10 protein-coding genes and 1 tRNA gene are annotated in these 14,507 nt (G+C 63.8%); 7 read left to right on the plus strand and 4 right to left on the minus strand.

Going from position 1 to position 14,507, the window contains the following annotated elements; translation table 11 throughout:
• Positions 1-39: 39 nt before the first annotated feature.
• On the plus strand, positions 40-867 hold the full coding sequence (gene fdhD / locus CXQ89_RS16955) for a formate dehydrogenase accessory sulfurtransferase FdhD (protein ID WP_104162132.1): 828 nt from the start codon (positions 40-42) through the stop codon (positions 865-867).
• Between the two features lie 10 nt (positions 868-877).
• On the opposite strand, the gene CXQ89_RS16960 is transcribed toward fdhD, so the two are convergent.
• Entirely contained in the window at positions 878-2,551 is a 1,674-nt protein-coding gene (locus CXQ89_RS16960; protein ID WP_104162133.1) for an ATP-binding protein, read from the minus strand.
• A gap of 210 nt (positions 2,552-2,761) precedes the next feature.
• On the opposite strand from CXQ89_RS16960, the gene CXQ89_RS16965 reads away from it, so the two are divergent.
• Positions 2,762-4,681: an ABC transporter ATP-binding protein gene (locus CXQ89_RS16965; RefSeq protein ID WP_104162134.1), complete on the plus strand. Its 1,920-nt coding sequence runs from the start codon at positions 2,762-2,764 to the stop codon at positions 4,679-4,681.
• Between the two features lie 69 nt (positions 4,682-4,750).
• Here CXQ89_RS16965 and CXQ89_RS16970 read toward each other — a convergent pair.
• Together CXQ89_RS16970 and CXQ89_RS16975 are read right to left on the minus strand one after the other, a co-directional pair.
• Positions 4,751-4,824, minus strand: a tRNA-Arg gene (locus tag CXQ89_RS16970).
• Between the two features lie 67 nt (positions 4,825-4,891).
• Positions 4,892-5,401 (minus strand): MarR family winged helix-turn-helix transcriptional regulator, encoded by a 510-nt coding sequence (locus tag CXQ89_RS16975; RefSeq protein ID WP_219815637.1) that lies wholly within the window; start codon positions 5,399-5,401, stop codon positions 4,892-4,894.
• A gap of 85 nt (positions 5,402-5,486) precedes the next feature.
• Between CXQ89_RS16975 and CXQ89_RS16980 the strand changes: the two genes are divergently transcribed.
• Positions 5,487-7,628: an MMPL family transporter gene (locus CXQ89_RS16980; protein WP_104162136.1), complete on the plus strand. Its 2,142-nt coding sequence runs from the start codon at positions 5,487-5,489 to the stop codon at positions 7,626-7,628.
• An 80-nt stretch (positions 7,629-7,708) separates the two neighbouring features.
• On the opposite strand, the gene CXQ89_RS16985 is transcribed toward CXQ89_RS16980, so the two are convergent.
• Positions 7,709-8,344, minus strand: a complete 636-nt coding sequence (locus CXQ89_RS16985) for a hypothetical protein (protein ID WP_104056120.1) — start codon at positions 8,342-8,344, stop codon at positions 7,709-7,711.
• Positions 8,345-8,727: 383 nt separating this feature from the next.
• Between CXQ89_RS16985 and CXQ89_RS16990 the strand changes: the two genes are divergently transcribed.
• The 4 genes from CXQ89_RS16990 to sucD all read left to right on the plus strand — a co-directional run bounded on the left by CXQ89_RS16990 (position 8,728) and on the right by sucD (position 14,426).
• Positions 8,728-9,528 (plus strand): inositol monophosphatase family protein, encoded by an 801-nt coding sequence (locus CXQ89_RS16990; RefSeq protein ID WP_104162137.1) that lies wholly within the window; start codon positions 8,728-8,730, stop codon positions 9,526-9,528.
• A gap of 82 nt (positions 9,529-9,610) precedes the next feature.
• The gene (gene pcrA / locus CXQ89_RS16995) at positions 9,611-12,109 is read left to right on the plus strand and encodes a DNA helicase PcrA (RefSeq protein WP_104162138.1); all 2,499 of its coding nucleotides are present in this window, start codon (positions 9,611-9,613) and stop codon (positions 12,107-12,109) included.
• A 206-nt stretch (positions 12,110-12,315) separates the two neighbouring features.
• Entirely contained in the window at positions 12,316-13,485 is a 1,170-nt protein-coding gene (gene sucC, locus CXQ89_RS17000) for an ADP-forming succinate--CoA ligase subunit beta (protein WP_104056128.1), read from the plus strand.
• Between the two features lie 38 nt (positions 13,486-13,523).
• Positions 13,524-14,426 carry a succinate--CoA ligase subunit alpha gene (sucD, locus tag CXQ89_RS17005; protein WP_104056130.1) on the plus strand — a complete coding sequence of 301 codons (903 nt, stop codon included), beginning with the start codon at positions 13,524-13,526 and terminating at the stop codon, positions 14,424-14,426.
• Positions 14,427-14,507 lie beyond the last annotated feature (81 nt).

The following is a 14,507-nucleotide window of genomic DNA, read 5'->3' on the forward strand; positions in this document are numbered from 1 at the left end:
GAACCGGTTGCTAAAAGCGGGTGTGTCTAAGGAGAGAGTATGGGACGGGTTACCAGGCGCGGTCAGATTACGAAATTCCGGACGGACGGAACAGTCGCCAAGCGCGAGGACGTACTGGCCGGCGAAGAGCCGCTGGAGATCAGGGTGGGCGGCCGTTCGTTCACCGTGACGATGAGGACGCCGGGCGACGATTTCGACCTGGTGGCAGGGTTCCTGGTTTCAGAAGGCATCATCTGGGAACCGGGACAGCTGGTCAGCCTGCGCTACTGCGCCGGCGTCGACGACTCCGGGCAGCAGACCTTCAACGTGGTGGATGTGCAGTTGCGGCCCGGCACTGCCCTGCCGGACACCACGATGGAGCGCCACGTCTACACCTCAAGTTCGTGCGGTATCTGCGGCACCGCCTCCATAGAAGCGGTTCGCAAGTCGTCCCATTTTTCGGTGGGCGACGACGACGTCCGGGTGCCGCTGCGGATCCTGGCCGGGCTGCCGGAACAGCTCCGGCAGAAACAGAAGGTCTTTGACCGCACCGGTGGCGTGCACGCCGCCGGATTGTTCACCGTCCAAGGTGAGCTGTTGTGCCTGCGTGAAGATGTTGGGCGCCACAACGCCGTCGACAAGGTGGTTGGCTGGGCCCTGCGTGCCGGAATGCTGCCGCTGCGCGGGACCGTGCTGCAGGTTTCCGGCCGGGCATCCTTTGAGCTGGTGCAGAAGGCGCAGCTGGCCGGGATTCCGGTGCTGGCGGCGGTGAGTGCGCCGTCGTCGTTGTCGGTTGAACTGGCCCAGGACGCCGGAATGACCGTGGTTGGTTTCAGCCGCGGATCGTCCTTGAACTGCTATTCGTATCCGGAACGGATCCTGGCCTGAGAAAGACCGGTCAGCAGGCGGGGATCTGGACCGTGACCGTAGTGCCGCGGCCCAGGGTTGAATCGATGTCCAGCTCCCCGCCGTGCTGGAGCACGATGTCCTGAACGATAGCCAGGCCAAGGCCGGTGCCGGGGATGGCGGCCGAGGTGGCGTTGGAGGCCCGGAAAAAGCGCCGAAACAGCTTGGGCAGGTCCGCTTCCGGGATGCCGATGCCGTTGTCCACAATTTGAACCCTGATCTGGCGTCCGGCGTCCGTGGCCACCATTTTGCTGCACACGTTAACAGTCCCGCCGGGAAGGGTGAACTTCACGGCATTGGACAACAGGTTCGTAAAGACCTGTTCCAGCTGGGCTTTGTCCCCCCGCACCACATGCGCAGCCGGCAGCAGCCCGAGTTGCAGCGTAATCCCGCTGGCAGCGGCAGCGGGTGCAAGGGAAGCAGCCACGGTATCCAGCAGTTCGCGGAGGTCCAGGTCCTCCAACGCCAGACCTGCATGGGCATCCGTGCGCGAAATGGTGAGCAGATCGGAAATGAGCTGATCCAGCCGGGCGGCGTTGCGCCCAACTATTTCCAGCATCTGCCTGGTTTTCGGCGGAATGTCTTCTCCGGAGCCCTCCAGGATTAGCTCAAGGTAGCCGGTAATCGAGGTTAGCGGGGTCCGCAGTTCGTGATTCACTGTGGCAACGAAGTCAGTCTTGGCCCGATCGAGTTCCCGCAGCCGTGCCAACACCTCACGCTGGGCCGTAATGACGTGCCCCTGCACCAGTCCGTGAGCCAGATTCCCGCATACGTGCTGGATGAGGGAAAGTTCTGTCCGGCTCCACCTCCTGGGTCCGGTGGTGCCGGCAATCCAAACATAGCCAAGCACCTGATCCCCGTGGCCCAACGGAGCAAAGACCGATGTCCGCACAGCGGCAGGCACGCGGGCCGGGAACATGTCGCTCTCGGGATCATCGGAGCAGAGGTGGTCCTCAATCCGAAGAACAGCTTCACGATCCCATAACGAGGAACTGAGGATTGAGGTTTCGGCCAGGGGAAGCGGCGGAAGGCCGGATGCTCCGCTGGTCATGCTCCAGGACGCTGCCACCTCGGGAACACGCTCGTCCTGGAACGTCTCAATCCTGACGTGGCAGGCGCCAAACGCCTCGCCGAGACCCTGAACGGCAAGGGCAGCCATCTGCTGGGGGTCGTTGGTTCCCCGCAGCGCGGCGGACACGGCCCGGGCTTTGTCCCGGAGACGGGCCGCGGCGACCTTGCGGCGGCGGGTGGCCCGGGTGCCTGCCAGAATAAGGGCCACGCGGTTGGCCAGATCCGTGCTTTGGACGCTGCCGGCTACAAAGTGGGTGATGCTCAGCTGGACCATGGTTTCAATGTCCAGCTCTTCATCGCCGGCCAGCAGGATGACCGGCAGCGAGGCCACGGAGGGTTCCTGCCGCAGCCGGCTAAGGTGTTCAGGCCCTGTTGCCGCCAGCATTTCCGCGTCGACAACTGCCAGCACCACATCGCCTTCAATGATGGCGCTGACGACTTCGTGCTCAGACTCCACATGCACCGGAACGAGGCCCGCTGTCAGCAGGACGGCCTCCGCTGTGTCCCGGAGATCAGCGCTGCGGACCCCCACTACCGCGCACTGTTCACCGGCATCACCGGATGTTTCCGGCAGCGGTAGGAGAGCCGTGGGCATGGATGCCTTTCGTTGTGTGCCGAGCTCCCGAGGAGGACCCGGCGAAAGGAATCCTACCAGCGCGCACACTTATTGGTGTGTCTGCCGTCACTGCGGGGTTTTGGTTCCATTGGGCCCAGGGTTGGAGACGCTGTCCGGGACATTGGACCCGGCCTCCGGTGTCAGTGCCGAGGCTTAAGCTGGAGAGGGTCAACAACATAAGGACAGATCATGAGCATGGAAAGCGCGGCCTGGAGTTCTCTTCATAAAATCTCCACCGCCAAGGGCAGCACCAACAAGATCTCCAAGGAAACCCTCAAGCGGATAGTCACGTTTGCTTCTCCCTACAAGAAGCAACTGATCGGCTTCATCCTGCTGTCCACCCTTGGTGCTTTTCTGGCAGTTGCCACGCCGGTGCTGGCAGGAGAAGTTGTCAATGCCATCGTGGCGCGCTCGGCGACGGGCGTGGTCATCCAATTGGCGGGGCTCATCGGGGCAGTGGCAGTGGCGGATGCTGCGGTGTCCCTGGCTACCCGCTGGTTCTCGTCGCGGATCGGCGAGCAGGTCATCCTGGACCTAAGGACTGCCGTCTTTGATCATGTGCAGAAAATGCCGATCGCCTTCTTCACCCGCACCCGGACAGGTGCCCTGGTCAGTCGGCTGAACAATGACGTCATTGGAGCCCAGCAGGCCTTCAGCGGAACCCTCTCCGGCGTCGTCAGCAATGTCGTGGCCCTGGTCCTGACGCTGATCGTCATGCTCAACACCTCCTGGCAGGTGACCGTCCTGGCGATGCTGCTGTTGCCGGTGTTCCTGATCCCCGCCCGCCGCATGGGCGGAAAACTTGCTTCGCTGCGCCGTGAGGCGGCCAACCACAACGCGTCCATGGGCACGCAGATGACTGAGCGGTTCTCGGCACCCGGTGCCACGCTGGTGAAGCTGTTCGGCCGGCCGGAGCAGGAATCCACCGAGTTCTCGGTACGGGCAGCCCGGGTGCGGGACATCGGCGTGAAAATGGCCATGATGCAGGCAGTTTTCGTCACTGCTCTGACCCTGGTTTCCGCCCTGGCTCTGGCCCTGGTCTATGGGCTGGGCGGCTACTTTGCCCTGACCGGGCGGCTGGACACAGGCGATGTGGTGACGCTTGCGCTCCTGCTGACCCGGCTCTACGCACCGCTGACGTCGCTGGCCAATGCCCGGGTGGAAATCATGAGCGCGGTGGTGAGTTTCGAGCGCGTTTTCGAAATCCTCGACCTCAAGCCGCTGATTCGCGAGAAGGAGAACCCGGTTCCGGTTCCGGAGGGTCCGCTGGCTGTGGAGTTCGACGACGTCCGGTTCGCCTATCCGACGGCGGACAAAGTGTCGCTGGCGTCGCTGGAGGATGTTGCGGTGCTGGATTCCCGCGGCGGCGAAGAAGTGCTGCACGGCATTTCGTTCCGGGTGGAGCCGGGCCAGACGGTTGCCCTGGTGGGCACTTCCGGTGCCGGCAAATCCACCATCGCCCAGCTGCTCTCCCGGCTGTACGACGTCGATTCCGGGGCCGTGCGCTTTTCCGGCACCGATGTCCGGGACGTCAGTTTCGCTTCCATCCGGCAGGCGCTGGGAATGGTCACCCAGGACGGGCACCTGTTCCATGAAAGCATCCGCTCCAACCTGCTCCTGGCCAATCCGGAAGCCAGCGAGGAACAGGTGTGGGATGCGCTGCGGCGCGCCCGCCTCGAGGACCTCATCCGTTCCCTTCCCGACGGTCTGGACACCATGGTGGGGGAGCGCGGCTACCGGCTGTCGGGCGGAGAGCGCCAGCGGATGACGATCGCCCGGCTGTTGCTGGCCCAACCCCGGATCGTCATTTTGGACGAAGCGACTGCGGCTTTGGACTCCACATCCGAAGCCGCCGTACAGGCTGCCCTCGGGGAAGCGCTGGAAGGCCGCACCGCCGTCGTCATTGCGCACCGGTTGTCCACCATTCGCAACGCGGACAAGATTCTGGTGATCGAGGGAGGCCTCATCGCGGAGCAGGGCACCCACGCTGAGCTTCTGGCGCTGGGGGGACGCTATGCGGAACTTCACGGCACGCAGTTCGCGGTGGAAACAACGCCTGCCGCGGATGTGGACGCCGTGTCGGCGGGGAAGCGCCCGACGGCATCGTGAGGACATGCCCGGGCAGAAGTGCCCGGGCAGAAAAAGTGTCCGGGCATAAAAGTGTCCGGGCAGAAAAAGTGCCCCCGGCCGGAATCGAACCGACGACCTGCCCTTTAGGAGAGGGCCGCTCTATCCTACTGAGCTACGAGGGCGGACTGCCGGACTGGCCGGCAGGCGGTTATCAGCTTACCTGTTTCCGCGGCGGTGTTGTTGCAGGCATTACGGTCCGTGTTGTTCGGCGGGCTCTGTTGCCGCCGGCGGAACAGGATCGGCCAACGCGGCCTGATGAGCAGCATAGGCAGTGCGCATGTCTTCCATGAACCGGTGGACAGTTGTCAATTCCTCTGTGGTGTACCGGTTCATGACCTCGTCGGTGAGCGCTCCGAGCGGCCCGAAGTACGCCCCCGCGAGCTGCATCGCCAGCGGTTCAAAATGCAGGGTTACTTTCCGGCGGTCCGCATGGTCCCGGTTGCGGTGGATGTGTCCGATCCGTTCCAGCCGGTCTATCACCGCAGTGGTGGCTCCGGTGGAAGTGCCCAGCTTGGCGCTTAGCCGGCCGGCCGTCAGAGCTTCATGCTTCAGCTCAGCCTCCATGATGAGGGTCAATGCCCGCATATCGGTGTTATTGAGTCCGTGCCGGTGCGCGAAAGTATCCGCCACGCGCTGCCCGTCAAGGCTCATGCCGCGGATGGCGTTGATGATGTTGCGCCGCAGATCTATTTCTTCCACGGTCCTACTGTAACTCCACATTGAAGTATCTCTATAAGTGAGATACTTTTTGCTGGAGACAATTTTTAGTGCACCAGGAGCGAGCATGTACGCAGGGATAGTGAAGTCGGCCAAAGCGGCCTGGATTACGCTGCTGCTGAGCCTTGCGGTCGTCATTGGCCTCTTTGCTTTGCCAGCGCAGGAGAACGAGGCCTCCACCGTCGGAGGCCTCAGTGACAAATACCAAACCACGCAGGTCAACGAACTCCTCGAAGAGTTTCCCGATGCGCAGACATCCACCGCACTGATCGTGGTGTCCCGGGAGGACGGCGGCGAACTGACCGACGCCGATCAGGCTGCGATCGCAGAGATTAATGCCGCTGCCACGGAGCTGGGGGCCGTTGGCCCTCCTCCGCAGGTGCCGCCGATCGTGTCGGAAAACAAGCTGGTGGGTCTGGTTCCGGTCACCCTGAAAGCGGCCGCGGACGACGGCGATGCCGTTGCCGCCGAGGTGGAAAGCCTCCGCGGAAGCATTTCGGATGCTGCCCCCGAAGGCATCAAGGCTGAACTGACCGGCGGGGCGGCGTTCACTGCTGACCTCGCCGGTGTTTTTTCCGGAGCAAACTTCATTCTGCTGACCGTTACCGCCGGCGTCGTTGCGCTCCTGCTGCTCATCACCTACCGGTCACCGTGGCTTTGGCTGGTTCCCCTGGCCGTGGTGGCCACCATCGAACAGGCTGCGCTGAAGGTGGTGGACCTGCTGGCGCCGGTAGTGGGAATCGACGTTGATCCGTCCGCAGTGGGCATCACCAGCGTGCTGGTCTTTGGTGCTGCCACCAACTACGCCCTGCTGCTGATCGCCCGGTACCGCGAAGAACTGCGCATCCACGAGTCCAAGTACCAGGCCATGGGCAAAGCGCTCACCCGCACCCGGGAAGCGATTATCGCTTCCGGCGGCACGGTTATCCTGGCCCTGCTGGTGCTGCTCTTCACCGATACCCTGAGCTACCGCGGCCTGGGCTTCTCCGCAGCCACCGGCATTGTGCTGGCCATCCTCAGCGCCCTGTTCATCCTGCCCGCAGCCCTGGTACTGCTGGGCCGGAAGCTCTTCTGGCCGTTCGTGCCCAAGGTCGGCGACGCAGCCCGCGAAGGCAAATTCTGGGGGAAGCTCGGAGAGGCCACGGCCCGTGCCCCCAAGCGCATCGCCGGAACCGCCGTCGTCGTCCTGCTGGCGGCCGGCGCACTCCTGTTCAACGTCCAGATCGGCCTCAGCGAGAACGAACAGTTCACCGAGAAGCCGCAGGCCGTCACCGCAGCCGAAACCCTTGCCGAAGGCTTCCCCGCCGGCTCCACCTCACCGGTCATTGTCCTGGTGAATACCGATTCCGCGGAAGCCGCGGCGGAAGAACTCGCCGCTGTTGAGGGCGTGTCCAGCGCCGACGTGGTCTCCGAAAACAACGGCGTGAGCCGCATCGACGTTGTTGACCAGTATGAGCCCGGCACTGCCGAGGCCAACGCCTTCATTGAAGACCTGCGCAACGATCTGGCGGAAACCCCTGAATATGAAGCGCTGGTGGGCGGGGAAGCCGCCGAACGCGTGGACCAGCTGTCAGCAAACCAGCATGATCTGACGCTGGTGGTCACCTCGGTGATCATCCTGGTGTTCCTCGTTCTGCTGGTCCTGCTGCGCAGCATCGTGGCCCCGGTGCTGCTGGTCGCGTCGGTTCTCCTCACGTTCGTCGCCAGCACCGGCATCAGCTGGTTCCTGTTCGTGAACGTGCTCGGCTTCCCGGCACTGGACACGCTGACGCTGCTGTACTCGTTCATCTTCCTTGTGGCACTGGGTGTGGATTACAACATCTTCCTGACCACGAGGGCCCGAGAGAACGCCATGACCATGGGTACCAAGCAGGGCATGCTCAGCGCCCTTCGCTCCACCGGCGGCGTGATCACCAGTGCCGGCATCCTGCTCGCTGCCGTCTTCGCTGTCCTTGGTGTGCTGCCGCTGGTCACCCTGACCCAGGTGGGCATCACCGTGGCGATCGGCGTCCTGCTCGACACCCTGGTGGTGCGCACGGTCATCGTTCCGGCGCTGACCTTCATCCTGGGCGACAAGTTCTGGTGGCCGTCCAATCCGGCAGGCAAAGCCGGCACGGGAGGCCGGCACGAGGCACCTGCCTCGAGTGATGATTCGGGATCGGAGTCCCTGCCTGCACCCGCCGGCGCGCATCGGGCAACCACCCGCTGACGGTTCACCCGTAAGAAACAAAAGTGCCTGTCCGGACTATCCGGACAGGCACTTTTCTGCTTGAAGTCGGTCGTGGGCGGCTAGGCTTTCGTCGAAGCCTGGCTGTCCGCCGCGGGGGGACGGCGTTTGCTGAACACGGCAACCAGCGATGCCAGCAGGCTCAGGGCAAACAGGACCCAGCGCGCAATCGTCAGGGCGCTGGCCAGGGTCGCATCGGCACTGGTCAGGGTGTCCGCGCCAAGAGCCGCGTCAATGGCAACGTTTTCCCACAGATCCACAATGACAAAGAGGATGGGGGCGGCCCACAGAATCCAGCGTTTGACCCGTCCGCGGGCGTTCAGCCCGATGATCAGCAGCCAGGTGAAGCCAAAGATCAGGGGAAAGATGGTGCCGGCTGTCTTGTGCACATAACTGAGCTGGCCGAGGGCATCGGCGTCCATGACCGAGCGCAGGTCCGCCAGGTACTCCATGCTGTAGCCGCCCACCAGCGAATCGGGCATGGCCATGCCACCGGAGAGCTGCGTCATCTGATCCAGGACCAGCAGGTGCAGGTAGAAGAACATGAATAAAGTGGTGGCAACCGCCGCCACCAGGATCAGATTGGCGTTGGACTTGGCCTGCTGCCCGGAGGGCGGAGTGGCCATATTCGCTGTATGCGGCGGGGCGACTGCATTCTCGCCGTGCTTGGCGGCCCGCTGTGCCGGAGTTTTTCCCATGCTTAACAGTATGGCCGCAGTGCGCAGCGGCCGATCTATACCTTCCCGGTCCAGCAGCTGCTGGCGCTGTACGGGCTGCATGAACGGGGGCTGCCCGCCTACATCATCATTGCGGGAGTCCTCACGTTCCTGCCGGCTATTTGCTCCTGGATCTGGCTGGAGCGGCCCATCATGCGCACGGTCCGCCGGGCCGGAAAAGCTGCGGCACCGCACGCTGCCGTCCCGCAGCCTTCAGCTGGACCCGCCGTGCCGCTCATGCCGGCGGCCACCGCGGACGGAGTCCCGGAAACACCCGCCGCCGCAGCCGCCCAAGCCTGAGCCGGCCGGCCGGCCGCCGGCAGCCGTTCCTTTGGTTAGGTGATGGCGCCCGATAGGCTGGCCGAATGAGTGTTCACGCGACGAACGAAGATTTCTCCCTCGCGGCTTCCCTGGTGCGCGATGCCGGGGCACTGGCCCTGCGCATGCGCTCGGAGGGGCTGACCGCAACCGCCAAGACCACCGTGTCCGACGTCGTCACCGCGGCGGACCATGCTGCTGAAAAGCTGGTGGTGGAGCGGATCCGCGAGCTACGCCCCGATGACGGAATAGTGGGGGAGGAAGGTGCCAGCGTTACGGGCACCTCCGGCAGATCCTGGGTGATCGACCCCGTGGACGGGACCTATAACTTCTTTGCCGGATCCACGTACTGGTGTTCCGCGATTGCCCTGAAGGCGGACGAGCCGGAATCACTGGACGGTGATCCTGACGTTCTGCTGGGAGCCATTTTCCAGCCGCAGGAAGACAGGTTGTGGCTCGGCGGCGAGGGACACCCCGCCACCCTCAACGGTGATCCGGTTCCGCCGCTGGAAGACGCATCCCTGGACCGGCTCAGCGCCGGAACCTACCTGCATCCCACCTGGCTGCTCCGCCCCGAAGTGGTCGGTCCCTGGACCGCTGCGGCCTCACGGGCTGCCACCATCCGCATGCTCGGCTCGGGTTCCTGCGACCTCGGGGGAGTAGCGTCAGGCCGGCTGGGAGCCTGGTTCCAGCACAGCTGCCCGGAGTGGGACTGGCTGCCGGGCAAGGCCATTGTGCGGGCCGCCGGCGGAAGCACGGCCGTGGTTGAGGTGAACGGTTTCCGGTGGCACATCGCGGGTAGGGCGTCGGCGGTACGCGAAATCGAAGGCGCACTCATACGGGCCTGAACGGGGCCGGTCAGGCGCAGCCCGCCACGGCAAAAGGCCCGCGCCGGAATGGTCGGCGCCAGCGCCTAGACTTAAGAACACCATGGACTATCTTTTTGATCCGTACTTTTCAGCCGCCAAGACCGACGCCGGCAAGCCAGGTTCCGCCGCCGCCGATTCCGCCGCGGACTCTCCTTCGCAGAACGGCCGCGGCGACGTCGAACGCCCGCACACGCCGTCGCGCGTGGATGAAAAGCGGGCAGCAGACCTGCTGCAGGGCCTGAATCCGCAGCAGGAAGAAGCCGTCAAACACGCGGGCTCACCGCTGCTGATCGTGGCCGGAGCCGGGTCAGGCAAGACGCGGGTGCTCAGCCACCGCATTGCCTATTTGATGGCCACGGGACGGTCCAACCCCGGCCAGATCCTGGCGATTACGTTCACCAACAAGGCCGCGGCGGAAATGCGCGAGCGCATCGAAACGCTGGTTGGCGGCGTCGCCAAGACCATGTGGATTTCCACGTTCCACTCCTCCTGCGTGCGCATCCTGCGCCGGGAGGCCAAATCCGTGGGCATGAACTCCAATTTCTCCATCTATGACTCCGCGGATTCGCTGCGCCTGATCACGCTGGTGGCCAAGGGCCTGGATCTGGACCCCAAGCGATTCACGCCCAAAATGATCATGCACAAGATCTCCGCCCTGAAGAATGAACTGATCGACGACGAGTCCTTTGCCGCCTCGGCCAACTACTCCGATCCGTTTGAGCAGGCAGTCGCCGATGTCTACAAGGGCTACACGGAGCGCATGCGGTCGGCCAATGCCATGGACTTTGACGATCTGATCGCCCAGACGGTCTACATGTTCCGTGCGTTCCCCGGCGTGGCCGAGTATTACCGCCGGCGGTTCCGCCACATCCTCGTGGACGAGTACCAGGACACCAACCATGCGCAGTATGCGCTGGTGCGGGAGTTGGTGGGTGTGCCCGGTGAACACAACACGGAGGACATCCCGCCGGCCGAGCTCACCGTGGTCGGTGACTCGGACCAGTCCATTTACGCGTTCCGCGGAGCCGATGTGCGCAATATTGTCGACTTCGAGAAGGACTATCCAACAGCGCGCACCATCCTGCTGGAACAGAACTACCGGTCCACGCAAACCATCCTGAACGCAGCCAACGCCGTCATCTCCCGCAACCCGAACCGGCCGGAAAAGCGCCTGTGGACGGCCGAGGGCAACGGCGAGAAGATTATTGGCTACGTCGGGGAAAACGAACACGAAGAAGCCCGGTTCATTGCCGAGGAAATTGACCGGCTGCAGGATGAAGAGGGTCTGCGCCCGGGCGACGTCGCGGTGTTCTACCGGACCAACGCACAGTCCCGTTCCCTCGAAGACGTCCTGGTCCGCGTGGGGCTGCCCTACAAGGTGGTCGGCGGCACCCGGTTCTACGAGCGCAAGGAAATCAAGGACGCGCTGGCCTACCTGCGCGTGCTGGTGAATTCCGACGACGTCGTGAACCTGCGCCGGATCCTGAACGAGCCCAAGCGCGGCATCGGCGACCGCGCCGAATATGCCGTAGCGGCCCTGGCCGAGCGGGAGCGGATTTCCTTCATGGCAGCCCTGCGGCGGGCGGACGAGGCCCCGGGGCTGGCCACCCGGTCACTCAACGCAGTCAACGGGTTCGTCAAGCTCATCGATGACCTGTCCGAGGTGGCGTCCGGCTCCGGTGCCGCGGCCGCCCTGGAAGCCGTGCTTGAACAGACTGGCTATCTGGCCCAGCTGCGTTCCTCCGCTGACCCGCAGGATGAATCGCGGGTGGAGAACCTTGCCGAACTGGTGGCAGTGGTCCGCGAATATGAGAAGGACAATCCCGAGGGGTCGCTGGGGGAGTTCCTGGAGCAGGTCTCCCTGGTGGCGGACGCCGACTCCATCCCCGACGCGCCGGAAGGCTCGGCCGAGGAAGTGGCAGCCGCCGTCGAGGAGTCCCGCCGCCAGGGCGTGGTAACACTGATGACCCTGCACACCGCCAAGGGCCTGGAATTCCCGGTGGTCTTCCTGACCGGCATGGAGCAGGGGCTCTTCCCGCACCAGCGTTCGGCCACCGACCCTGCGGAGCTGGCCGAAGAACGGCGGCTCGCTTACGTGGGCCTCACCCGTGCCCGGAAGCGCCTCTACATTACGCGTTCTGAAGTGCGGAGCATGTGGGGGCAGAGCCAGTACAACCCCGCCAGCCAGTTTGTCGGGGAGATCCCCGGGGAACTGATCGAGTGGAAGCGCGAAGGGATGGAACGGCCCGCCTGGGGCGGGAGCTCCGGAGCCGGGTCCAGCCGGTACGGCGGCTCGCACTGGGGTGCCGGGTCCGCGTCGGGCTCCGGCACCGGCGGCAACATTTCCGCTGCTCCCGTTGCCAAGGCCATTGGGCGGGTGCAGCCGCAGAAGGAAGTCATTTCAGTGGCGCCGGGGGACAAGGTCAACCACACATCCTTCGGGCACGGAACGGTGCTCGCGGTGGAAGGCTCCGGCGACAAGACGGTCGCCAAGGTGAAGTTCGACGTCGGCGAGAAGCGCCTGCTGCTGAGGTATGCGCCGTTGACAAAGGAGTCTTAGGGGAAAGTAATCTGCGCCTCATACTCCACGGCAGCGGATTTCTACAAACCATAGAAGTGTGCGCTTAATCACTAAAGCGGTAGTCTATGGACGGCATTGAGCGCTGAGCGACTAAAGTTCCAGAGAGGCAGACCGGCTACATGCATCTGCTTCTGCGATCATTTGATCGAATGTAAACCTACTTCGACGTAGAAGGACACTAGCCCGTGGACCTGTTTGAATATCAGGCGCGCGATCTTTTTGAGGCGCACGGTGTACCCGTGCTTGCCGGAATCGTGGCGCACACTCCTGAAGAAGCAAAAGCTGCAGCCGAGAAGATTGGCGGCGTAGTTGTCGTCAAAGCACAGGTCAAGGTCGGTGGCCGAGGCAAGGCTGGCGGCGTCAAGGTCGCCAAGACCGCTGACGAGGCGTTCCAGTACGCCTCCGACATCCTCGGAATGGACATCAAGGGCCATACCGTCAACACCGTGATGATCGCCCAGGGCGCTGACATTGCCGAGGAGTTCTACTTCTCCGTTCTTCTGGACCGTGCCAACCGCAACTACCTGGCCATGTGCTCGGTGGAAGGTGGCATGGAAATTGAGGTCCTCGCCGTAGAGCGCCCCGACGCTCTGGCCCGCGTTGCCGTTGACCCCGCCGTGGGCATCGACCAGGCCAAGGCCGAAGAGATCGTCGACGCCGCCGGCTTCGCGCCGGAGCTGCGCGAAGGCGTCGTCAACGCGATCCTCAAGCTGTGGGATGTCTTCGTCAAGGAAGACGCCACCCTGGTGGAGGTCAACCCGCTGGTGCGCACCGGCGCCGGTGACATCGTTGCCCTCGACGGCAAGGTTTCCCTGGATGAAAACGCAGACTTCCGCCAGCCCGGCCACGCCGCGCTGGAAGACAAGGACGCTGCCGATCCGCTCGAGGCCAAGGCCAAGGCCAATGACCTCAACTACGTCAAGCTTGACGGCCAGGTTGGCATCATCGGCAACGGCGCCGGTCTGGTCATGTCCACGCTCGACGTCGTCGCCTACGCCGGCGAGAAGCACGGCAACGTGAAGCCGGCCAACTTCCTGGACATCGGCGGCGGAGCTTCCGCATCCGTCATGGCCGCCGGTCTGGACGTCATCCTGAACGACGAGCAGGTCAAGTCCGTGTTCGTGAACGTCTTCGGCGGCATCACCGCCTGTGACGCCGTCGCCAACGGCATCGTCAAGGCCCTGGAAATCCTGGGCGACGAAGCCAACAAGCCGTTGGTCGTCCGTCTGGACGGTAACAACGTCGAAGAAGGCCGCCGCATCCTCGCCGAAGCCAACCACCCGCTGGTCACGCTGGCCACCACCATGGACGAAGGCGCCGACAAGGCTGCCGAGCTCGCTTACGCCGCTCGCTGATCCAGAGCCTGTCGAACCTTTAGAAAGAGAATCCCCTTATGTCTATCTTTTTGAACAAGGACTCCAAGGTCATCGTTCAGGGCATCACCGGCGGCGAAGGAACCAAACACACCGCCCTGATGCTCAAGGCCGGAACCCAGGTTGTCGGCGGCGTTAACGCCCGCAAGGCCGGCACCACGGTCACCCACGGCGACGTGGAACTGCCCGTTTTCGGCACCGTCACCGAGGCCATGGACAAGACCAACGCAGACGTCTCCATCGTCTTCGTGCCGCCGGCCTTCACCAAGGACGCCGTCATGGAAGCGATCGACGCCGGCATCGGCCTCGTCGTCGTCATCACCGAAGGTGTTCCCGTCCAGGATTCCGCTGAGTTCTGGGCCCACGCCCAGTCCAAGGTGGATGCCGACGGCAACCAGGTCACCCGCATCATCGGCCCGAACTGCCCCGGCATCATTACCCCGGGCGAAGCACTGGTTGGCATCACCCCCAACAACATCACCTCCAAGGGCCCGATCGGCTTGGTCTCCAAGTCCGGCACCCTGACCTACCAGATGATGTACGAGCTGCGTGACCTGGGCTTCTCCACCGCCATCGGCATTGGCGGCGACCCCGTCATCGGCACCACGCACATCGATGCGCTGGCCGCATTCGAAGCTGACCCGGAGACCAAGGCCATCGTCATGATCGGTGAAATCGGCGGCGACGCCGAAGAGCGTGCCGCCGAGTTCATCAAGGCCAACGTCACCAAGCCGGTTGTCGGCTACGTGGCCGGCTTCACCGCTCCCGAAGGCAAGACCATGGGCCACGCAGGCGCCATCGTCTCCGGTTCCGCAGGAACCGCTCAGGCCAAGAAGGAAGCTCTTGAAGCTGCCGGCGTGAAGGTCGGCAAGACGCCGTCCGAGACCGCCACCCTGCTGCGCGAAGTTTACGCAGCGCTCTAACACGCACGCATCAGCCCCCGTCCGCCGGAGTACTTTCCGGCGGGCGGGGGTTTTTGTGCGCTTGGCTATATCCAGAAAGAA

Origin of the sequence: Arthrobacter sp. ZGTC212 (assembly GCF_002929255.1) — a bacterium.
Taxonomy (GTDB): domain Bacteria; phylum Actinomycetota; class Actinomycetes; order Actinomycetales; family Micrococcaceae; genus Arthrobacter_B; species Arthrobacter_B sunyaminii.